The 21,223-nt window shown below is 62.9% G+C and carries 15 protein-coding genes and 2 pseudogenes; 6 read left to right on the plus strand and 11 right to left on the minus strand.

Going from position 1 to position 21,223, the window contains the following annotated elements; genetic code table 11:
* Positions 1-2: 2 nt before the first annotated feature.
* Entirely contained in the window at positions 3-887 is an 885-nt protein-coding gene (locus HMPREF2896_RS05970; protein ID WP_198530952.1) for an amidohydrolase family protein, read from the minus strand.
* A gap of 39 nt (positions 888-926) precedes the next feature.
* Here HMPREF2896_RS05970 and HMPREF2896_RS05975 point away from each other — a divergent pair, with 39 nt between their 5' ends.
* Positions 927-2,147: a D-alanyl-D-alanine carboxypeptidase family protein gene (locus HMPREF2896_RS05975; RefSeq protein WP_070446409.1), complete on the plus strand. Its 1,221-nt coding sequence runs from the start codon at positions 927-929 to the stop codon at positions 2,145-2,147.
* Here HMPREF2896_RS05975 and HMPREF2896_RS05980 read toward each other — a convergent pair.
* The 6 genes from HMPREF2896_RS05980 to HMPREF2896_RS06005 all read right to left on the minus strand — a co-directional run bounded on the left by HMPREF2896_RS05980 (position 2,122) and on the right by HMPREF2896_RS06005 (position 7,510).
* Complete coding sequence (locus HMPREF2896_RS05980; RefSeq protein WP_070718446.1) at positions 2,122-2,862, minus strand: RDD family protein; 741 nt, start codon at positions 2,860-2,862, stop codon at positions 2,122-2,124. The two genes, HMPREF2896_RS05975 and HMPREF2896_RS05980, sit on opposite strands and share 26 nt — an antisense overlap.
* A 6-nt stretch (positions 2,863-2,868) precedes the next feature.
* Entirely contained in the window at positions 2,869-3,951 is a 1,083-nt protein-coding gene (locus HMPREF2896_RS05985; protein WP_070521401.1) for a YhjD/YihY/BrkB family envelope integrity protein, read from the minus strand.
* 74 nt (positions 3,952-4,025) lie between these two features.
* On the minus strand, positions 4,026-5,060 hold the full coding sequence (trpS, locus tag HMPREF2896_RS05990; protein WP_070446415.1) for a tryptophan--tRNA ligase: 1,035 nt from the start codon (positions 5,058-5,060) through the stop codon (positions 4,026-4,028).
* Between the two features lie 48 nt (positions 5,061-5,108).
* A complete protein-coding gene (locus tag HMPREF2896_RS05995) occupies positions 5,109-5,300 on the minus strand; it encodes a hypothetical protein (RefSeq protein ID WP_049157254.1) in 192 nt (63 codons plus the stop codon).
* A 64-nt stretch (positions 5,301-5,364) separates the two neighbouring features.
* Complete coding sequence (locus tag HMPREF2896_RS06000; protein ID WP_070521404.1) at positions 5,365-6,264, minus strand: exodeoxyribonuclease III; 900 nt, start codon at positions 6,262-6,264, stop codon at positions 5,365-5,367.
* 10 nt (positions 6,265-6,274) lie between these two features.
* A complete protein-coding gene (locus tag HMPREF2896_RS06005; protein WP_210388747.1) occupies positions 6,275-7,510 on the minus strand; it encodes an MFS transporter in 1,236 nt (411 codons plus the stop codon).
* 182 nt (positions 7,511-7,692) lie between these two features.
* On the opposite strand from HMPREF2896_RS06005, the gene HMPREF2896_RS06010 reads away from it, so the two are divergent.
* From HMPREF2896_RS06010 to HMPREF2896_RS06025, 4 genes are all read left to right on the plus strand, one after another.
* The gene (locus tag HMPREF2896_RS06010) at positions 7,693-9,876 is read left to right on the plus strand and encodes an NADP-dependent isocitrate dehydrogenase (RefSeq protein WP_070718455.1); all 2,184 of its coding nucleotides are present in this window, start codon (positions 7,693-7,695) and stop codon (positions 9,874-9,876) included.
* Between the two features lie 366 nt (positions 9,877-10,242).
* Entirely contained in the window at positions 10,243-11,610 is a 1,368-nt protein-coding gene (locus tag HMPREF2896_RS06015; RefSeq protein ID WP_070718457.1) for a PepSY-associated TM helix domain-containing protein, read from the plus strand.
* Between the two features lie 47 nt (positions 11,611-11,657).
* Positions 11,658-13,700, plus strand: a complete 2,043-nt coding sequence (locus HMPREF2896_RS06020; protein WP_070718459.1) for a M3 family metallopeptidase — start codon at positions 11,658-11,660, stop codon at positions 13,698-13,700.
* Between the two features lie 82 nt (positions 13,701-13,782).
* Entirely contained in the window at positions 13,783-14,811 is a 1,029-nt protein-coding gene (locus HMPREF2896_RS06025; RefSeq protein WP_070644388.1) for an HNH endonuclease signature motif containing protein, read from the plus strand.
* 288 nt (positions 14,812-15,099) lie between these two features.
* On the opposite strand, the gene ppc is transcribed toward HMPREF2896_RS06025, so the two are convergent.
* The 4 genes and pseudogenes from ppc to pdxS all read right to left on the minus strand — a co-directional run bounded on the left by ppc (position 15,100) and on the right by pdxS (position 19,821).
* Positions 15,100-17,865 (minus strand): phosphoenolpyruvate carboxylase, encoded by a 2,766-nt coding sequence (gene ppc, locus HMPREF2896_RS06030; RefSeq protein ID WP_070718462.1) that lies wholly within the window; start codon positions 17,863-17,865, stop codon positions 15,100-15,102.
* A 124-nt stretch (positions 17,866-17,989) separates the two neighbouring features.
* A pseudogene (locus HMPREF2896_RS13060) lies at positions 17,990-18,094 on the minus strand (pyridoxal 5'-phosphate synthase glutaminase subunit PdxT); the annotation flags it as partial.
* Between the two features lie 213 nt (positions 18,095-18,307).
* Positions 18,308-18,856 (minus strand): annotated as a pseudogene (pdxT, locus tag HMPREF2896_RS13065) (pyridoxal 5'-phosphate synthase glutaminase subunit PdxT); the annotation flags it as partial.
* Positions 18,857-18,918: 62 nt separating this feature from the next.
* On the minus strand, positions 18,919-19,821 hold the full coding sequence (gene pdxS, locus HMPREF2896_RS06040) for a pyridoxal 5'-phosphate synthase lyase subunit PdxS (protein WP_049157099.1): 903 nt from the start codon (positions 19,819-19,821) through the stop codon (positions 18,919-18,921).
* Between the two features lie 81 nt (positions 19,822-19,902).
* Here pdxS and HMPREF2896_RS06045 point away from each other — a divergent pair, with 81 nt between their 5' ends.
* Positions 19,903-21,201, plus strand: a complete 1,299-nt coding sequence (locus tag HMPREF2896_RS06045; RefSeq protein WP_070718466.1) for a MocR-like pyridoxine biosynthesis transcription factor PdxR — start codon at positions 19,903-19,905, stop codon at positions 21,199-21,201.
* Positions 21,202-21,223: the final 22 nt, after the last annotated feature.

The following is a 21,223-nucleotide window of genomic DNA, read 5'->3' on the forward strand; positions in this document are numbered from 1 at the left end:
TTTTACTCGGAAGACTCGCTGTCTTCTTCCGCTTCGGAAGCGTTCACATCAGAAGCGTCTTCCGCGAATTCCGGATCCGCTAGCTCCTCGTAGGCGGGTAGGATTTCCTGCTCGATGAGGCGCTGGCGGTCTTCTTCACTGGCAAAAGAGTTCTCAATCGCCTTGATAGTGAGATCGAAGAACTCCTCCAGCCCATAGCCGAAGGTCTCGCTCAGGGCCAGGAAAACGTCACTGAGCTTCTCGCCTGCCACGGTGCAGGTAAAGCCAAGCTGCTGCAGCAGCGGCAGAGGATGGTCAGCCAGCTCCTCTGCGGGCAGCTCCTCCAGCGGCGCGAAGGTCAACGCGATGCGGCGATCCCGCACCCACGCGGATGCCTTGCCAGGGCGAACGCCGTCGAGATCAGCGCTGAAGTCATCGACAAGATCAGTGGCGTGCACAAGGCGTGTCGCACCCGCCTGCACAGCCACCACGGCATCCTCATAGGAGGCAACGTCCCGCTCCCACGGGATGAAATCTGCGCGGAGCTTCTCAGCCGCAGACAACTTTGTCAGCGCAGCACCGGCAACGCCTTCGCCTACATCCCAGCTATTGGCATCGCCCTCAACGATGAGGCGAGCATCAATTCCGGGAACGTCGAGTCCTTCCCGCGCTGCAGCGAGCGCCTCGGCGGCACCGAAGGAGAAAGCACTGGGGCGCAGGCGGAGCTCGGCGTAGACCACGTGGTCGCTGGCAAGCGCCTGCACAACAGCGTGCGTGGCCGCGCGGAGCTCCTCTGGGGTGGAAGCATCCGTGGGCAACGGCGCCAAGAGCGTCACCTTGGGCAGGCCGGCGAAAATCTCAGCGCCGGAGTCTTTATTTTCGGGGCTAATCAGAGGTGCGTCATGCATGAGGATCATCCTAGGACGCGGTCTAGGATTAAGCACGCTATGAAACATGTCCCCGCGATCCTCACTGCCCTCGCCTTGGCCGCGACGCCGCCCGCGTTTGCAGAAGAGGAAGAGTCCTCATCGCCCACGCGCACCACCGCGCCGGATACCGACTCCTGCCCGCATTCCCTTGTTCCCGAGGAACCGACGACCACCTCTGAGAGGTTGGCACCTGGCCAGGAAGCGCCCACTCCCCTTCCCGCGGTTGAGGGCGCTGCGTGCGGTGTGACAGCCCCGCGCGGTTTTCGGGTCAATAAGGACGTTGTGGCTTCGGCGTGGATGGTTAGCGACCTGGATACTGGCGAAATCATCGCCATGAAGGATCCCAACGGGCGCTACCGCCCAGCCTCCATCATCAAGGCGCTGCTGGCGCTCGTGGTCATCGAAGAGCTGCCCCTGGACCAGCGCATCACCGCCACGCTTGACGACGCCTCCGTCGAAGGCTCCGCCGTCGGCCTCGGCCCCGATGGTGTCTATACCGTGGAGCAGCTTTTACAGGGTCTACTCATGGCTTCCGGCAACGACGCCGCGCACGCCCTCGCGCAGGCTGTTGGCGGGGATGAGAAGGCGCTGGAGAAAGTCAACGCGAAGGCACAGGAGATTGGCACGCGCTCGACGGTGGCGGCGAGCTACTCCGGTTTGGACGCGGCAGGCATGTCGACGTCCGCGGCGGATATCTCGTTGATCTACCGCGCGGCTTTTGCCAACGACACCTTCGCGCGCATCGTCGATACCGAGCACGTGGAGTTTCCCGGCTGGGGTGACATGCCCGGTTATGAGCTGTGGAACGACAATGGGCTCTTCCTCAACGACCCGGACGGTATCGGCGGCAAGACGGGCTATACCGAGGACGCGCACCATACCTTCGTCGGCGCGATTAATCGCGGCGGGCGCCGCCTGCAGGCGGTCCTCCTCGATACAACCGTCGAGCATGGTTTCCGCGCTTGGGAGCAGGCGCAGATGCTTCTCGACGAAGCCTCCGACGTCCGCCCCGGCGATGGCGTAGGGCTTGTGGATGATTTCGCGGCTGGACAAGAGGAGCCCTCGGAATCTGCACCAACCACCCCGGCTCCTACCACGCCGTCCACGCCCGCCACCCCGGAGGCGACTGCGGGGTCTTCATCCTTTGGGGACTCGCAGGGCTGGATTGGGTGGCTCGTGGCAGGGCTCGTCGCTCTCCTGGTCGTAGTGGTTGCTACTTTTTCACTACTTCGGCGTTAGCCATAATGTCGTGCTGGCCGCGCAGCGCATTCTTCGGACCAATCGTGGTCACCACGTACAGGGCACCAAAGAAGGCAATGAGCGGGCCGATGAGCGGCACGAGGGAGGCCACGCGCCACCAGTTGCGCTTGATGCTCTGCTGCCAGGTGAGCTTGTTGTGGGTGGTGACATCGCGCACCGTGTATCCAGCTATCAGCTTCGCCGGCGTTGCCCCAACTAGGACTTCGAAGCAGATGTAATAGGCCACCGTGATGATCCCCGAGAAACTGGTGAGCCAGACCTCATTGAGAGTGGAGTTGTACACCCCGACGCTTAGCAAGAGGGAGACACCAATCGCCGCAATGACGTAGTCGATGACGGCCAAAAGCACTCGGGTACCGGGAGTAGCGCGCGGGGCGTCCTGAACAGGCGCGGCGGGTGTGGCAGCATGATGGCTCTCGCCCCAGCGGCCGGTAGTGGCGTAGTCATCGAGCTGCGCCCACGTGAGCCGAGCACCTGATTCCATCATTTGGTCATAGCTGGCTCGGGACGAGGGCTCGCAGAGAATGCGGGCGGCAACGGCGAGTTCCTCGCGTTCGGAGTCCTCGGGGAGGTAGCCGAGGCCTTCGAGGTGGGCGTCAGCAGCCGCTAGCTGCACGCTGAGCTCGCGTGAGGTCGCGCGCGAATCCAGGGTGAAGTGCGCATAAAGGTTCGGGGCAAAAGACGCTGGTAGCATCCCGCCCTACTTTCGCCGCAGCAGGGCCCACGCACCCGCGGCGGCCGCACCAAGGGCAGCACCGGCGCCCAAGGTCACGCCCGTGTTCGGGCCCTGGCGGATCTCGTTGCGGACGCGGATGACTGCCTGATCCGGAACCGGCGGAACCAGCAGTTCGAGAGATTCTTCAGTAGTAGCCGTCCATGCGGAAACATAGAGCACGACGCGCCAGACCAAGTACATGACCACCATGAGGACGATCACCGGGCCAAACACGGCACCGGCTGGGTTGCCTGCCGCGGAGGACATGATGACGGTGGACAGCTGTTTGATGGCCTCAAAGATCACAGCGCCGATAGCCGCGCCCTTCAGACCAGACTTGGTGGGCACCTTCGTGCGCGGCAGGAAAGCCACCATCCACCAGAAGACGAGGAAGTTAGCGATGAGACCGATCACGATGCCGGCGATAACCAGCACCGTTCCCATTCCTGGGAAGGACTCGATACCAACCCACTCGAAGATCTTTTGGGTCAGTCCGGAGGAGCCCGCCGCCGTCACGCCGAAGGCGATAACCATGGCCACGAGCAGGCCGATGAGCCCCAGCAGGTCGCTGAGCTTCTTGGTCACAAAGTTGCCCGGGGCGTCAGTCGGATCCTGCATCCACATCGCCGAAATGCCGATGCGCAGGTTATTCATCCAGCCGAGCCCAGACCACAGGGTGGTGAGGCCACCGATGCCGTACATCGCACCGCGCTGTTCAATCGCGGTATGGAGAAGCTCCGTAATCGAATCCCCCAGATCGCCCGACACGGCGTTCGCGATCTGCTCTTCCAGTTGTTGCATGAGATCGGGGCGATTGGCCAACACGGTGGCGATGGCTGCCACCGTGAGCATGAAGATGGGGAAGATAGCAAGAACCGAGAAATACGTAATTCCGGCCGCGAACTGGTTGCCGCCTTGGCTACCGTAGCGATCCAGCATCTTCATGATGTGGTCGATAAAACCGGACTTCTCGCGGACCTTATCTACCGCTCCCGGCTCATCGGCATAAGCACGCTCGATGCCGTAATCATCGGTCTTCTTCTCATCGGGTTGAGTCGTTGGCGCCACAGGCTTTCCCCTTTTTATGAATTACAGAAATAAGTTACAGAATCCTCTACACAGTCTTCATCATGCTAGCCAACTCAGCCGCGACGCGCGGGGAGAAAGCCCACCGCCTCGTAGACCTTGTCCACGAGCGGGGTGGCAATCTCCGTGGCGTGCTCGGCGCCCTTGGCCAAAATACGCTCCAACTCGCCGCGGTCTTCCATGAGCTCGTCGTAGCGAGCCTTCAGCGGAGTGGTGAAAGCCTCAAGTGCTTCCGCCGTGTCCACCTTCAGGTGGCCATAGCCCTGGCCCTCGTACTTGTCCACGAGGTCCGGGATGCTCTCGCCAGTCAGCGCGGACTGAATGGCCAGCAGGTTGGACACACCGGGCTGCTTCTCGCGGTCAAAGGCCACCACGCCAAGGTCATCGGTCACCGCGGACTTGATGCGCTTGGCGGAGGTCTTGGGAGCATCGAGCAGGTTTACGATGCCCTTCGGGTTTGCGCCCGACTTCGACATCTTGGCCGTTGGCTCCTGCAGGTCATAAATCTTGGCCGAGCCCTCCGGAATGAAGGCCTCCGGCACGCGGAAGACCTCGCCGTACTTGTTGTTGAAGCGCTCCGCCAGGTTGCGGGTGAGCTCAAGGTGCTGGCGCTGGTCCTCCCCCACCGGCACATAGTGCGGGGAATACAGGAGGATATCCGCGGCCATCAGGACGGGATAGGTAAAAAGGCCCACGGACGTGCGGTCCTGGCCCTGCTTGAGGGACTTGTCCTTGAACTGGGTCATGCGGGAGGCCTCACCGAAGCCGGTCAGGCACTGCAAAACCCACGTCAGCTCCGCGTGTGCGGGGACGTGGGATTGTACAAAGAGGGTGGATTTCGCCGGGTCAATACCCAATGCGATGAGCTGCGCGGCGCCCGCCACGGTGCGGTGGCGCAGCTCCTCCGGATTCTGCTCCACCGTGATGGCGTGCAGGTCCGGGATGAAGTAAAAAGCCTCGTGGGAGTCTTGCAGGTCAATCCACTGCTTGAGCGCTCCAAGGTAGTTACCCAGGTGATAGGAGTCCGCCGTGGGCTGAATGCCAGAGAGGACTCGAGAAGCGGAGGTCGATGCAGAAGTGGAGTCAGTCATGGTTGATCACTCTACTCTGCCGCCTCCGCCGGGGAGGCGCTGCGTCGATTAAATCTTGCGGGAGGTCGGGCTAATGACGTCCATCATGACGGCAAAACCGGCCACCATGAACGCGCCGCCAACGCCCTGGAGGACGATCGGGCCAAGGAAGGCAAAGGACGGTCCGACGATGGTCCACCACCAGATACCCAGGGCAAGCAGAATAGCGCCGAGGACAAAGTAGATGATTGCGCGGGTCATGAGCATCTCCTGCGAAATAGAAAGGACGTTAAGACGGGATTATCGTACCACTACTTGGCGTGGGCTACTTGTACTCCACCAGAAGCGGAGAGTGATCGGACCAGCGCTCCTCCACCGTCGGCGCCTTCTCCACCCACGTGCGCTGCGCGCGCTCCAGCATGGCCTTCGTGGCAGCCTGATAGTCAATGCGCCACCCGGCGTCGTTGTTGAAAGCCTGGCCGCGGTAGGTCCACCAGGTATAGGGCCCCTCGGCCTCCGGGTGCAGGCGCCTGGCGACGTCAAACCATTGCGGATCCTTGGCCGCCTCCCAGGCGGTCTTGGTCTCGTAGTCCACCACGCCGAGCCAGTCCCCAAGCCCCTTCTTCTCCTGGGGCTCATCATCCGGGAAAGAGCCAAAAACGCGGTCCATGAAGGCTCGCTCCTCCGGCAAGTGTCCGGACTTCTTCTCGTTGGGCTTGTTGTTCTTCAAGTCCTGGGCGCGGTGGCAGATGTTCCAATCACCGCCGATAACAGACTCCGGATACGTCGCGGCCATCTCATCCAAAACTTCAGAGAATTCATCCAAGAAAAGGTACTTCTCATCCTGCTTCGGGGAATCAGTATCGCCGGAGGGCAGATACAAAGAGGCCACGCGCACGCCTTCCACGGTGGCGGCGATGAAGCGGCCGGATTCGGCGAAGGAGCCGAAGCCCACGGCGACGTCGCCAAGCGCGTGCTTCGATAGGATTCCCACACCCGCGCGGCCCTTGGCGGCGGATTCGGCCTGCACCAGGTTCCATCCGGCCTCCAGGGCTGGGGCCAGGGCCTTCTGGGTCTGCTCGGGGTTGGCGCGCACCTCCTGCATGAGGACGACGTCGGCCGGCGTGGTCTCCAACCACGCGTTCATACCCGGGTTGTTCTCATTGCGCTGTTTGCAGGCCGCGCGGATGCCGTTAACGTTGACGGAGGCGATGGTGAAACTCATGCCGGCCAGTCTAACTCTGTTCAATAATCTTCACGGAAGGGCCGCGGCGGCGCTTGTCCCACATGGTGATAACCCAGGTGATGCAGCCGGCCACCGCCAACCCCGCACCAGCGAGGGCGGTGGAGTTATAGGAATAACCTGCGCCCACGACCGCACCGCCGATAGCAGCACCCGCCGCATTGGCGATATTGAGGGCCGACTGGTTCAACGCCGCCGCGAGGGTCTGCGCATCCCCCGCCACGTTCACCAAGCGCAACTGCAGGGAAGGAACGAGGATGGAGCCGAAGAAGGCCAAGACACCAAAGGCAATCGTGCCCGCCCACGCGTTGTGCGCCAGGAAGTAGAAGGCCACGGACACACCGACCATGCAGATGAGAGCAAAGATGATGCCAAATTCCAGGTTTCGGTCCGCCAGCGCACCGCCAGCAACGTTGCCGACAGTCATACCGATGCCATAGGCCATGAGCACAATCCAGGTGTGGTTCGGGTCCATACCGGCGACCTCCGTCATGGTCCACGTGATGTAGGTGTAGACGGCGAACATGCCGCCAAAGCCGACGGTGCCGAGGAATACGGTGAGCAGAACCTGGCTGTTCTTCAGCGCGCCGAGCTCGGTGAACATATCCGTTTCCGGCATACGCGTCATGTGCGGGAAGAGAAAAAAGAGCAGCACCATCGTTAAGGCTGCAAGGACCACGACTAAGTAGTACGCCGAATGCCAGCCCAGTCCCTGGCCCAACGCTTGGGCTGCCGGGACACCGATCACGGTGGCAACGGAAAGCCCCATGCCCACCATCGACATGGCAAACCCTTGCTTGCCCGGTGGGGCCATCGAGGCCGCCGCCAGATTAGCTACGGAAAAGTATGCGCCATGCGGCAGACCCGCAATGAAGCGCGCCACCAGCAGAACACCGTAGTTCGGGGCCAGGGCCGTCAGCAGGTTACCCACGAGTAGAAAGCCTATGAGCAGGATAATCAGTCGGCGGCGTGGAAGTTTGCCCGTGAGCGCCGCAATCACTGGCGCGCCCACGACGACACCAAGCGCATAGACGGAGATAACCACCGACGCCGTGTCTTCCATAATACCGAAATCATCCGCGATGAGTGGCAGCAGGCCCATCGAGGTGAACTCGGTGGTGCCGATGGCGAAGGCACCCAGCGCCATGGCGATCATCACGATGGTGCGGCGCGTCGCGGAGATTTCCGTCTGGCGCGGGACGGGACGGCGTTGGATACTGGTATTCATCGGTTTCACGGGGGCAGACCTTAGTACTTCCCCTCCCGAGCTCGTAAGTCCAGCCGGAAAGGCTGTGCCAAGTACACAGACCCCTCCCGCGGGTGGCGCGAGTCACAGGGGGACCGGCACCGCGAGAAAATAAGACAGGTATCCTGTGAGGTTGAACAGTTTTCAACTTCTTTAGGAGAACCATGGCAAAGATTATCTGGACCCGTACCGACGAGGCGCCGTTGCTGGCGACCTACTCCTTCAAGCCCGTCGTGGAGGCCTTCGCGTCCACCGCAGGCATCGAGGTGGAAACCCGCGACATTTCCCTAGCCGGCCGCATCCTGGCCCAGTTCCCGGAGCGCCTTGGTGACAAGAAGGTCTCCGATGCCCTGGCTGAGCTCGGCGAGCTGGCCAAGACGCCGGAAGCCAACATCATTAAGCTGCCGAACATCTCCGCTTCCCTGGTGCAGCTGAAGAAGGCCATCGCTGAGCTGCAGGCAGCCGGTTTTGATCTCCCGGAGTACGAAGAGGCTCAGGAGAAGTACGACGCCGTCAAGGGCTCCGCTGTGAACCCGGTTCTGCGTGAGGGCAACTCCGACCGCCGCGCCCCGATTGCAGTCAAGAACTTTGCTAAGAAGAACCCGCACAAGATGGGCGCGTGGTCCGCTGATTCCAAGACCAACGTGGCCACCATGGACGCTAACGACTTCCGCCACAACGAGAAGTCCGTCATCATGCCGGAGGAGGACACCCTCTCCATCGTTCTGAAGACCGCCGAGGGCGAGCAGCCCCTGCTGGAGAAGCTGCCGGTCCTCAAGGGCGAGGTCATCGACGGCACCTTCATGTCCGCCAAGGCACTCGACGAGTTCCTCAAGGCTCAGGTTGCCCGTGCCAAGGAAGAGGGCGTGCTCTTCTCCGCTCACCTCAAGGCCACCATGATGAAGGTGTCTGACCCCATCATCTTCGGCCATGTCGTCCGCGCTTTCTTCGCTGATGTCTTTGAGAAGTACGGCGAGGAGCTCGAGGCTGCTGGCCTCAACGGCGAGAACGGCCTGGGCGCTATCTACGAGGGTCTGGACAAGCTCGAGAACGGTGCTGAGATCAAGGCTGCCTTCGACGACGCGCTTGTCGACGGTCCGGACCTCGCCATGGTCAACTCCCACAAGGGTATTACCAACCTGCACGTTCCGTCCGACGTCATCATCGATGCCTCCATGCCGGCTATGATCCGCACCTCCGGCCACATGTGGAACAAGAACGACGAGGAGCAGGACACCCTCGCCGTCATCCCGGATTCCTCCTACGCCGGCGTTTACCAGGCAGTCATCGAGGACTGCAAGGCTAACGGCGCCTACGATCCGACCACCATGGGTACCGTCCCGAACGTCGGCCTCATGGCACAGAAGGCTGAGGAGTACGGCTCCCACAACAAGACCTTCAAGGTGCCGGCTGCCGGCACCGTTGAGGTCCGCAACTCCAAGGGTGAGGCCCTTATCTCCCACGACGTGGAGGAGGGCGACATCTGGCGCGCTTGCCAGACCAAGGACGCCCCGATCCAGGACTGGGTCAAGCTGGCCGTCAACCGTGCTCGCCTGTCCGGCATGAAGGCCATCTTCTGGCTCGACCCGGAGCGCGGCCACGACGCCAACCTCATCGAGCTGGTCAACAAGTACCTGCAGGACCACGACACCGAGGGTCTCGACATCTCCATCGAGGATCCGGTCACCGCGACCAAGATCTCCGTCGAGCGCATCCGCAAGGGCGAGGACACCATCTCGGTCACCGGCAACGTTCTGCGTGACTACAACACCGACCTCTTCCCCATCCTCGAGCTAGGCACCTCCGCAAAGATGCTGTCTGTGGTTCCGCTCATGGCTGGCGGTGGCCTGTTCGAGACCGGTGCCGGCGGCTCCGCCCCGAAGCACGTCCAGCAGGTCCAGGAAGAAAACCACCTGCGCTGGGACTCCCTCGGTGAGTTCCTGGCCCTGGCTGAGTCCTTCCGCCACGAGCACAACACCAACGGCAACGCCAAGGCCGGCGTGCTGGCCGCTGCTCTGGACAAGGCCACCGAGACCCTGCTGGATGCTGGCAAGTCCCCGTCCCGCAAGGTGGGCGAGAACGACAACCGCGGCTCCCACTTCTTCCTGACCCTTAACTGGGCCAAGGAGCTGGCTGCACAGACCGACGACGCCGAGCTGGCCGAGGCTTTCAAGCCAGTTGCTGAGTCCCTCGAGGCCAAGGCAGGCGAGATTGAGCAGGCGCTTCTCGACGTCCAAGGCTCCCCCGTCGACCTCGGCGGCTACTACGCCCCGAACGAGGAGAAGCTAGCCGAGGTCATGCGCCCAGTCGCTGCCTTCAACGACATCATTGATGGCCTGAAGAAGTAATTCGGCGCTAGGCACTTAACAAAAGACCGCTTCGTCTCCTCCCTGGAGTTCGAGGCGGTCTTTTCTTGCTTCATTAACCACAAACAGGCCTAAACAGCACTCCGCGACGCTATTTTTACCCGTTGAGCTGCGAGAGCTTTTTCTTGACTGATTCTTGCTTCTCGTGCCTTATCTCGCGGGGTTTTCATCCTTTTCACGCCGAGGCCCCCAGTTATTTAAAAAGTTTTTCACTACTTGGGAACCGAGAAGCCATCACCTCCGACTAGTAGTGCAGTTGATATCAGCGCCTGTCCATCGCCCTTTGCTGAGCGCCCCGCGAACGTTCAGCAGGGGCCTTCACCAAAGACACTGAAAAGAGCACTACCTATGAGTCGGACGGCTCTGCGATCTTTCATTCAGCGCATTCACTTTTATGGCGGTATGTTCGTCGGCCCCTTCATCCTCGTTGCGGCATTGACTGGCTGCCTCTATGCCATGGCACCCACCCTGGAGAAGGTGGTGTACCACGATGTCATCTCCGTTCCGGCGGTCGAGCACCCCGTGAGCTTGGAAGAACAAATCCAGGCCGCACAGCACGAGCACCCAGGCATGCCTGTGTCCCAAGTCTGGCCGGCAACCAACCCCACGGATTCCACGCGCGTGTTGGTGTCTGATGACAGTATCGATGAAAGCCTCCAGCGCACCGTCTTCATCAATCCGGCCAACGCCGAGGTCATCGGGGACTACCCCACCTACTCCGGCCTGGGCGAGATGCCGCTGCGCCGCTGGATTTCCTCCCTGCACGAAAGCTTCCACTTGGGCAAGGTCGGTGAGCTCTACTCAGAGTTGGCCGCCTCCTGGCTATGGGTCATGGCCTGCGGCGGTCTTTATATGTGGTGGATTCGCCGCCGCCCGAAGAACAAGGCAACCGGGAACGCCGCTCAGCAGCCGAAGCGCTCTGCCCGCTGGAAGGCCACCCGTCTGCATTCCACCGTCGGCGCCTGGATCTTCATTGGTCTGCTTGGTCTCTCTGCCACCGGTATCACGTGGTCGGGACTGGCCGGCGACAACGTTGATTCCCTAGTGGAGCGCATGCAGTGGAAGGCCACCCCCATCGAGACTGCCCTCCCCGGCACCACCGCTGAAACGCATGAGCACACCATGCATGAAGGTCATGAAGGGCATGGGGTTGGAGGGGCATCGTCAAGCACGAACATAGCTGCCGAGGCCGAGCGCGTCTTCGCCACCGGCCGCGCCGAGGGACTCACCGGCCCGCTACGTATGTACCCACCGGAGGACGCCCACTCCGCCTGGCAGGTCAGCGAACGCTGGGTGGAATGGCGCACCACCTCCGATGCAATTTCGGTAGATGGCGCCACCGGCGACGTCATCGACCGCCAGCCTTTCTCCAGCCTGCCGCTGTTTAGCAAGCTCAGCAGCTGGGGCATCTACCTGCACATGGGCATCATGTTCGGGCTGCCATTGCAGATTGCGCTACTCACGCTGGGTCTCGCCACCGCCGCTCTCGTGGTGCTGGGGTACTACATGTGGTGGAAACGTCGCCCACGCTTCCTCCCGACTGCCCACTTCTCCTGGGCCACCACAGGACTGGGCGCGCTTTTCGCGGCCACCGTGGGCGTCTTCCTGCCGCTCTTAGGAATCACCTTGGCGGCGTTCCTGGTTCTCGACATCGTCCTGGTGTACCGTGCCACCACTCCACGCAGGGAACGCACGCCAGTCCTCATGGGCTCATAGTGAAAGCCATCACATAGGGACGGGCTTATTAGGTACGGTGGTTTCTTATGACTAACCCACTACTGACCCCCTCTACGCTGCCCTATCAGCTCCCGCCGTTTGCGGAGATCAAGGTAGAGCACTACCGCCCCGCTTTCGACGAAGCACTCGCGCTTCACGACGCCGAGATCGCCTCCATCACCGACAACCCCGCCGCGCCTACGTGGGAAAACACCGTGGAGGCGCTCGAGCGATCCGGCCAGGACCTCGACCGCGTCATGGCGGTCTTCGGCAACCTCTCCGGTACGGATGTCACCGAGGAGATGGAGGAGATCGCCGCCGACATCTACCCGCGCCTGTCCGCGCACTACGACGCGATGTACCAGAACGAGGTTCTCTACGCGCGCATCAAGGAGGCGACGCCGCCTGCCGACGACGCGGAAGGCCAGCGCCTCCACGACCACCTCCTGCGCACCTTTGCCCGCAAGGGTGCCGATCTCGATGCGACTGGCAAGGCCCGCCTGTCTGAGATCAACCAGCGCCTTTCTGCACTGTCGGAGGAATTTGGCCGCAACCTCATGGCATCTACCCGCGAGCGCGCGGTCTCCTTCACCGAGGAGGAACTCGAAGGTCTGCCCGCCGAGCGCATCGCCTCCGCCAAAGCCGACGCTGAGGCGCTTGGCCGCGAGGGCTATGCCATCCCGCTGGAGCTGCCGACCGTGCAATCGGAGCTGAGCCGCCTGGCGCGGGAGAATGCGAGGGGGAGGTTGTATGGGGCGTCGGCAAGCAGGGGCTCCGAAAACAACATCCCGGGGCTCATCGAGGCCGTCCAACTGCGCGCCGAACGGGCCGAGCTGCTGGGCTTTGCCTCTCATGCCGACTACGTGATCGCCGAGGAAACCGCCGCGACTGCCGACGCCGCCCGCACCATGCTCTTCGACCTCGCCCCCGCCGCCGCGGCCAATGCCGAAGGCGAGCAGAAGCTCCTCGCTGAAGAGGCTGAGCTCAACAGCCAGGGATTCACCGCCGCCGACTGGCCCTACTGGGAATCCAAGGTCCGCGCCCGCGACTTCTCCCTCGACGAGGAGGAGCTGCGCAAGTACTTCCCGCTGGACCAGGTCCTAGAGAAGGGCGTCTTTGCCGCCGCCGAACGTCTCTACGGCATCACCGTTATCCCGCGCGATGACCTCGAGGGCTACGCGGAGGGGGTTCGCGTGTGGGAGGTGCGGGACGGTTCCGTCCCGCACGGGGAAAAGGACTCGCACGGGATCGGTCTCCTCCTCACCGACTACTTCGGGCGCCCCACCAAGCGCGGCGGCGCATGGATGAGCGAGTTCGTGGGGCAGTCCCGACTGCTGGAGCGCAAGCCGGTCATCGTCAACGTCATGGGCATCACCAAGCCCGCCGACGGCTCCCAACCGCTGCTGAGCATGGATGAGGTCCGCACTGTCTTCCACGAATTCGGTCACGCCCTGCACGGCCTGCTTTCCGACGTCCGCTACCCCACCTTCGCCGGCACCAACGTACCGCGTGACTGGGTGGAATTCCCCTCGCAGATCAACGAGAACTGGGCACTGGATAAGAACTTGGTCAAGGAGTACGCCCGCCACGTGGAGACGGGCGAACCTATTCCGGACGAGCTTCTCGACGCCATCTCCGCCGCCTCCGAGTTCGGCCAGGGATTCGCCACCTCGGAGTATCTGGGGGCGTCGATCATCGACCTCGCGTGGCATTCCCTGAGCGCGTCGGAGGCCGCCGAGTTGGAAGCTACACCGGAGGCCATCGCCGAGTTCGAGGCCGAGGCCCTGCGCGCGGCCGGGCTAGACAACGAGCTCATTGCGCCGCGCTATCGCTCGACCTACTTCAACCACATCTTCGCCGGTGGCTACTCCGCGGGCTACTACTCCTATCTCTGGGCCGAGGCCCTCGATGCCGATGGTTTCGAGTGGTTCAAGGAGCAAACCGACCTTCGCGAGGCCGGCCAAAAGTTCCGCGATGTCATCCTGTCGAAGGGCGCATCCCGCGACTTCACGGAGGCTTACCGCGAGTTCCGCGGCCGCGACAAGGACGTCGCCCCGCTGCTCAAGCGCCGCGGCCTTGCCGGCGCCTAGTGCCGACTAGTTATCCACAGATTTCGTCGGATGGCTAGTCCGGGGCTTGGCGGCAGGATGGGGTGCTTTTAGGCTGCGGAGTATGAGATTGCAGACATACTTCGCCGCACTCGGCCGCGCCATTGACCTGGTGGCCGAGTGCGCGGGCCTGTCTGAATCTGACTTGGTGTCCCTTGGCGCCACGCCTGCCGACGCCACCGTGTTCCTCTCTCTTCACCACACCTACTTCGGGCATACCTCCTCGACGAAGAAGCAGCGCACGGCGGTTGCAGCCGCCCGCCGGCGCGGGCACGGGCTGGTGACCTTGCAGCTTATCGAGCACTTCGTGGCCAAAGTCCGGGACCACAACAAAGCGTGGGATTTGCGGGTGGAGCTGTGCCAGACCAGCGCTGAGTTGGTGGAAAAGGTAGCGCGCAAGCGGTTGCGGATGATGCGCAAGCCCCGCACGTATGCCGAGCGCGCCAAGCTCACCCAGCATGGCAACGGCCTGGCCACGCTCACGGTCACCGCGGACTCGCTGCAGCTGACCGGCGTCTTCGAAGGCATCGACCAGGAACGCCCCGGCGAGAGCTTCTTGGAGAATCTGGAGGGCGGTGGCGTCAAAACTGAGGTTGCCACCATGGCGGTCCTGCAGCTCGATGACTACGCAGAACTGCTCAAGGGCAATACCGACAAGGATGGCGAAGAGTTCATCGTCCGCACAACAAGTGGCGCGACGATGACCGGTTCGCAGCTAGTGGAGCGCGCTCTGCTGGACAAGGGGATCATCGTGGCTGTCAGCCGCGAGCACGGCCCGCTCGATGTCTTCCGCTTCCAGCGCTTCGCCACCACGAAGCAGCGCCTCGCCTTGGCTGCGGAGAATCCGTGCTGTGCATGGGAGGGCTGCAAGGTTCCTTTTGAGAAATGCCAAATCCACCACATCAAAGCCTGGGCCCGCGGCGGGCCCACCAACATCCTCAACCTGGTGCCACTGTGTCCGTACCACAACGGAGTCAACGACGATGACCCCGATGCCCCGCCCTCACGCGGCCACATGGACCGTATCGGCGGGCGGGTGGCATGGATCCCGCCATACGACGCCGCACCGGTCTTCACCAGCGCCTTCAATTAGCCCCCCTTCAACTACCCCCAATGCCCGCTAAGGCACCGGTGTGCCCCGTCCCGCCAGTGCAGGTAGCAGTGCAAGCAACGCCGCTACCAGCGCCAGGGCATTCTTCCAGCACTGTTTGGTCGTACCCCGCAGGAAACCGCCTCCTCGCGGGGCATTCGGCGTGCCGGCTTAATTCATGGAACTGATCATGCGCTCAAGCCTGTCCCGCAGGAATTTTGGCCGTGCCGGTTGGCCGTGCCGGTTGGCCGTACCGGTTGGCTGGGCGGTCGGTTTGGCGGGCGTGCCGGCTTAGCCGGCGTTGCGCAGCGCTGTGGCGAGACCATTCATCGTGACCTGGATGGTCTTGGACACCAGGAACTGATCGTCGCCGCGGCGGTAGCGACGCAGCAGCTCCAACTGGATGGCGTTGAGCGGAAGCAGGTACGGGTAGCGCCGCTTGAGCGACCGCGCCTGGCGCTGGTTCTCACTGACCAACTCCGCGTTGCCGGTGACCTTGAGGTAGACCTCGCGGGTGCGCTCAAACTCCTCGGAAATCAGGCTGAAGATACGGTCCGCAGTTTCTTTGTCATCAACCAAGTTGGCATACAGGCGTGCCAGCTGCATCTCCGCCTTGGCCATGACCTGCGCCATGTTGGCGAACACGGAGCGGAAGAAAGGCCACGTACGGTACAGCTCACGCAGCTCCTCCCAGCGCTTCTCCACTTCTCCATCGCCGCTTTTTACTCCGGCCTTTCCGGTTTCTGCTCCATCCGCAGTGGCATTTACTTCTTCTACGCTGGCCAGTCCTACTCCACATTCACCACCGGAGGATTGCTGTACCCACGCTGTCACCGCACTGCCCACGCCGAACCAGCCCGGAATGTTGGTGCGGGACTGTGACCACGACAGCACCCAGGGAATCGCTCGCAAATCCGTAATCGCGGTGGTCTGCTTACGCGAGGTCGGGCGCGAGCCCAGGTTAAGCTCGCCGATTTCGTGCAGCGGAGTGGACTGGGTGAAGTAGGCGATAAACCCGGGGTCATCAACCAGCTGGCAGTACGCCGTACCGCTCAAGTCCGCCAGCTCCCGCATGATGTCGTAGGCCCGCTCGGGATCCGCAATCGGCTCGGTATCCAACAACGATGCCTCCAACGCACCGGAAACGAAAGCCTCCAAATGACGGCGCGCGGTCTCCGGAGCTCCATACTTCGCAGAAATCACCTCGCCCTGCTCAGTAATACGCACCGAACCCGAGACCGCGCCCTTCGGCTGCGCCAGAATCGCATCATACGTCGGGCCACCGCCGCGGCCCACCGCACCACCACGGCCATGCGCCAAACGCAGCTCCACGCCGTGGCGCTCACACAGCTCAACTAGGGCCAATTCGGCGTCGTACAGCGCCCAATTCGCCTGCAGATACCCGCCGTCCTTGTTGGAATCCGAATACCCCAACATAACCTCTTGCACATCCCCGCGCGAGCGCAGATGCTCGCGGTACACGGGCACCTGCCAGAGCTTCTCCAGGATGCCAGCACCCGCTTTCAAATCCTCGATGGTCTCAAACAGCGGCACCACATCTACCTGGTTCAGCCCCACCTCCTTGAGCAGCACCATCGGCTCCAAAATATCGGAGACCGTTCCCGTCATAGAGATAATGCAGTGCGACACCGACTTCGGTCCAAAGTCCCGCACAGCGCGGGCCGCCGCACGGAAGATGCCCAGTTCCTTCGCGGTATCTTCGCTGAACGTCCCCTCCGATCCCGGGAAAAGCAGCGGGCGGTTGGTCTGCAACTCCCGCACGAGCAACGCAACCTTGTCTTCCTCCCCCAGCCCGCGGTAGTCCGGGGTGATGTTGGCCGCAGCGAAAACCTCGGTGAGGACGTTCTCAAAGGACTCCGAATTCTGGCGCATATCCAGCGTTGAGAGATGGAATCCAAACGTCGTCACCGCCGAACGCAGCCGTGCCAGACGGTCATCGGCGATGATGTCATCGTTGAACTGGCGCAGCGAGCGGTCGATCACATCCAGGTCCCGCTTGAGCTCCTCCGGAGACGCATAGGCGCTTGGCGACGCCTCCCCTTCCAACCTCGCCAGCACCTTCTTCCGGATGCCGAAGATGGCCCGGCGATAGGGCTCGTCGACGCGAGATTTTTCGTCGTTGTGGGCGGCGTCGGCAAGCGCGCCCAGCTCCTTGGAGCTGGAGGAATAGCGGTCTGATAGAGAGAGTTCGCGCTCCAGCTCGCCGAGCTCGTCGGCGTAGTACTGGAGCACCGTCGCCGCGGCTTTGCGGGTGGCATAGGTCAGGGTGTGCTCATTGACAAAGGGGTTGCCGTCATGGTCGCCGCCAATCCAAGAGCCAGGGCGGACGACGGGGGAATCGGGAAGCTGCTGGCCAAAGGTCTCACGCATGGCGTGACGGATAGCGCGGTTGAGGGCGGGGACCTGGTCGAGCAACGAAAGCTTGTAATAGCGCAGGCCGACGTCAATCTCGTCCTCAAGGGTGGGACGGGCGATGCGAATCAGCGCGGTCTGCCACAGTAGCGTCATGCGCAGGTACATTTCCTTCTCAATCGCCGCCATGTCGCCGCCGCGGTGTGCTTCCTTGAGGAGGTTCTTGATGCGGGTCTGGGTATCGAAGACGGTACGGCGGCGAGTTTCGGTGGGGTGCGCGGTGAGAACGGGGGCAACGTGCGCACCGCGGATGACGGAGGCGGCGTCGGCGGGCGCAACACCTTCTTCTTTGAGCTTGGCGAATGTCTTGCGCAGGGAAACCGGCGCCTCGACGGACTCGTCATCCAAGTCCTCCGCTAGGTTCGCGATGAGCGCGAAATAGCTGAACGCTCGCGCCACGAGGTTGACTTTGGTGATGTCGAGGTCGCGGAAAATAGCGACGAGATCTTCCGGCTTGGCATCGCCGTGCGCGATGTCGAAGGCCATGCGGCGGGTGGATTCGACGAGCTCAAAGACGTCCTCGCCCTCCTGCTGCGCGATAACTCGGCCGAGCACCCGGCCGAGGAAGCGGATGTCTTCGAAGCGGATGTCTTCGCGGACTTGTTCTGGGGCAGGTGTGCTCACGGCGAGGAGCCTTTCTGGGAGTGATGTGTTCGGCTGGCACATCTCAATGTAGCCCAGAGCACTATTGGGTGATAGTTATTTGCCGAAAGAGCTCGCGGGCAGAAAGGGGTGCGGACAGAAAGAGTTAATGGGCAAAGGACGCGAGCCACGCGGCGTGGAGGCGCGAGTCGCCGTTTTCTTCCGGATGGAAGCTCAGCGCTGTGACGTGTCCCTGCCGCACACCGACGATCACTTCGTGCCCCGCAGTAAGACGAGTTAGCTCCCCGTCATGCCCGGCACTATCTGTGCACGCCACACCAGATTTAGCGCTCACACCCGCACTGAGAACTTCACTGCTACTTGACGCGCCACTAGCCCTTGCCGCGCCACCAGCCGCAGTACCACGCGCAGGGGCAGGCACGGTAGCGATAGCCTCCACACCTTCGCCCACACGGGTGACGATGGGCGCGCGGATGAAGCTCGCCTCAATGTCTAGCGTGATGCTTCGGGCCCCTGTGTCATGAGCCTCGGTGTCGTCATGCGCCGCGGCGTCTCGGGACTCGGTGCGCCGCGTCCCGGCCTCGGAGGCCTCTACATCGGGTCGCTGACTTTGCATCGCGACGGGAACGACGCGCTCCTCGGAGAAGCGTTGGTTCCCGAAGGCGTTGCGGCGCACGGTGACGTCGATAAGCCCCAGCGTCTGCTGGCCCGGCGCGGGGTTCTCCAGGTCGCGAGCGCTGTAGATGAGCCCCGCGCAGGTGGCAAGAACCGGCAGCCCGCCCTCGACGGCTCGGCGCAACGGCTCCGCGACGCCGAAGGAGCGCGCCAGCTTATCGATGGTGCTCGACTCTCCACCGGGCAGAATGATTCCGCCCAGCCCGTCGAGATCCTGCGGCAGGCGCACCCGGCGTGTTTCAGCGCCGAGGCTCTCCAACACGGAGAGATGTTCCTCCACACCACCCTGCAGGGCAAGCACGCCGACGAGCGGTCGCGCCGTGTCCGCCGCAGTCATTCCCTTTGCACGCTCTGTGTTCATTACGCGGTTCATTGCGCGGTTCATTACGCGCACCGCGTTTACCAGCCGCGCTCGGCCAGGCGGTGCGGGGCGGGGATGTCGTTGACGTTGATGCCCACCATGGCTTCGCCCAGGCCGCGGCTGATCTTGGCCAGCTCGGCCGGCTGGTCGTAGAGGGTGGCAGCCTTAACGATGGCTTCCGCGCGCTTCGCAGGCTCACCAGACTTGAAGATGCCGGAGCCGACGAAGACGCCTTCGGCGCCCATCTGGCGGACGAGCGCGGCGTCGGCAGGCGTGGCCACACCACCAGCGACAAACAGCACGACCGGCAGCTTGCCGGTCTCCGCAACCTCAGCAACAAGGTCATACGGTGCCTGCAGTTCCTTGGCTGCGACGTAGAGCTCGTCGCGATCCAGGTTCTGGAGGCGCGCGATTTCACCCTTGATGGTGCGCAGGTGCTTGACGGCCTCGGAGACGTCGCCAGTGCCAGCCTCGCCCTTGGAGCGAATCATGGCCGCACCTTCGGTGATGCGGCGCAGGGCCTCGCCCAGGTTCGTCGCGCCACACACGAAAGGAACGTCGAAATCCCACTTGTTGATGTGGTTAACGTAGTCGGCCGGGCTGAGCACCTCGGACTCATCGATGAAATCGACGCCCAGCTCACCGAGAATCTGCGCCTCGACGAAGTGACCGATGCGGGCCTTCGCCATCACCGGGATATCCACGGCGTTGACGATGCCCTCGATGAGGTCCGGGTCAGACATGCGAGCCACGCCGCCCTGAGCGCGGATATCGGCCGGTACGCGCTCGAGCGCCATGACGGCGGACGCACCCGCATCTTCAGCAATTCGAGCCTGCTCCGGGGTCACGACATCCATGATGACGCCGCCCTTGAGCATGTCAGCCAGTCCACGCTTGACGCGCGTCGTGGCGCGTCCCTGTTCAATCTTCTGTTCAGTCATGGCTCACATAGTGGACCAGGAAATTGGTCCAAGACAAGAGCCATTTTTAGAGTGTTGAATTAGACCACTTATGATGGGGTCGTGTCTTTCCGCCTCGATCCATCTGATACGCGCGCTCTGCCGGTGCAGATTGCCGAAGCCCTCCGCACCCAAGTCGCGGCGGGCATTCTGCTGCCCGGAGAGCAGGTTCCGTCAACCCGTTCGCTGGCGCGCGATTTGGGCATTTCCCGAGGCAGCGTGGTTACTGCCTACGAACAGCTCACCGCCGAGGGCTACCTCACTGCGTCGGTGGGCTCGGGCACCATCATCAACCCTCACCTACCCCACGGACGCACCCCACAGCCCGCCCCGGCACCGCGGCCCTCCCCTACCCCACCGCGCGTAGAGTTGACGCCGGGTTTGCCCGATACCGAAGGAATCATCACCCCCGAATGGAGGGCGGCGTGGCGCAAGGCCGCGGTGAATCCTTCCGGCGATCTCCCCCGCGAAGCGGCCGCGCACCTGCGCCACATGCGCGGGCTCACCGTCGACCCGGCCTACGTCGTCATCACCGCCGGCGCCCGCGACGGGCTGTCGGTGCTGCTGCGCGCGCTGGGCAGCCAGTTGCGCGTGGGCGTGGAGTCCCCCGGGTACCCCAGCCTGCGCCGCGTCCCCCAGGCTTTGGGCCACACGCTTGTCGACGTCCCCACCGACGCCCACGGCGTCACCGTCCCCACCGTTGACCTCGACGTTCTCATCGTCACCCCCTCCCACCAGCACCCTTATGGCGGTTCCCTGCCGGCGGCCCGGCGCGCGGAGCTCGTCGAATGGGCACGCAGCAACGACGTGCTCATCATCGAGGATGACTTCGATTCCGAGCTGCGCTACGTCGGCCAACCTCTTCCTGCCCTGGCCGCGCTCGCCCCAGAGCACACCGTCTTGCTGGGAACGTTTTCTTCGGTGATTTCGCCGTCGATTGCCTGCGGCTATCTGGTCGTGCCACCGAGCTTACGCTCGGCGGTGGATCGCGTGCGGGAGGTCTTCGGCCAGCCCGTCGGCGCAATTCCCCAGGCGGCACTGGCAAATTACCTGGCCAGCGGTGCGCTGCGGCGGCACACCGGGCGGATGCGCCGTGCCTACAAGCGCCGCCGCGACCTCGTCCAAGCCGCGCTGGAAGACGCTCCCGCTACCCTTCTGCCCATCCACGGCGGACTCCATGCGGTGTTGCTATGCGACAACGCCGTGGTCGACCGCGCGGCTTCCCTAGGGCTGACGCTCACCCCGCTCAGCGATTACTGGGGCGGCGTGGCCGCCGAGGAAGGCGTGGTCTTGGGCTTCGGGCATTTGAGCGATGTTGAGCTCGCCGCCGCGCTGGAGCTGGTTAAGCAGGCCCTAGCGTAATAATCCGTGGCGCAGCCACTCT

The sequence above is a fragment of the Corynebacterium sp. HMSC069E04 genome (assembly GCF_001813175.1).
GTDB classification, from domain to species: Bacteria; Actinomycetota; Actinomycetes; order Mycobacteriales; family Mycobacteriaceae; genus Corynebacterium; species Corynebacterium aurimucosum.

Coding starts and splice junctions, on each gene's coding strand:
- HMPREF2896_RS05995 (WP_049157254.1), bottom strand. CDS start 5,300: ATGACCCGCGCAATCATCTACTTTGTCCTCGGCGCTATTCTGCTTGCC.
- HMPREF2896_RS05975 (WP_070446409.1), top strand. CDS start 927: ATGAAACATGTCCCCGCGATCCTCACTGCCCTCGCCTTGGCCGCGACG.
- HMPREF2896_RS05970 (WP_198530952.1), bottom strand. CDS start 887: ATGCATGACGCACCTCTGATTAGCCCCGAAAATAAAGACTCCGGCGCT.
- HMPREF2896_RS06000 (WP_070521404.1), bottom strand. CDS start 6,264: ATGAGTTTCACCATCGCCTCCGTCAACGTTAACGGCATCCGCGCGGCC.
- HMPREF2896_RS06015 (WP_070718457.1), top strand. CDS start 10,243: ATGAGTCGGACGGCTCTGCGATCTTTCATTCAGCGCATTCACTTTTAT.
- HMPREF2896_RS05980 (WP_070718446.1), bottom strand. CDS start 2,862: ATGCTACCAGCGTCTTTTGCCCCGAACCTTTATGCGCACTTCACCCTG.
- HMPREF2896_RS06020 (WP_070718459.1), top strand. CDS start 11,658: ATGACTAACCCACTACTGACCCCCTCTACGCTGCCCTATCAGCTCCCG.
- trpS (WP_070446415.1), bottom strand. CDS start 5,060: ATGACTGACTCCACTTCTGCATCGACCTCCGCTTCTCGAGTCCTCTCT.
- HMPREF2896_RS06005 (WP_210388747.1), bottom strand. CDS start 7,510: ATGAATACCAGTATCCAACGCCGTCCCGTCCCGCGCCAGACGGAAATC.
- HMPREF2896_RS06010 (WP_070718455.1), top strand. CDS start 7,693: ATGGCAAAGATTATCTGGACCCGTACCGACGAGGCGCCGTTGCTGGCG.
- pdxS (WP_049157099.1), bottom strand. CDS start 19,821: ATGACTGAACAGAAGATTGAACAGGGACGCGCCACGACGCGCGTCAAG.
- HMPREF2896_RS06025 (WP_070644388.1), top strand. CDS start 13,783: ATGAGATTGCAGACATACTTCGCCGCACTCGGCCGCGCCATTGACCTG.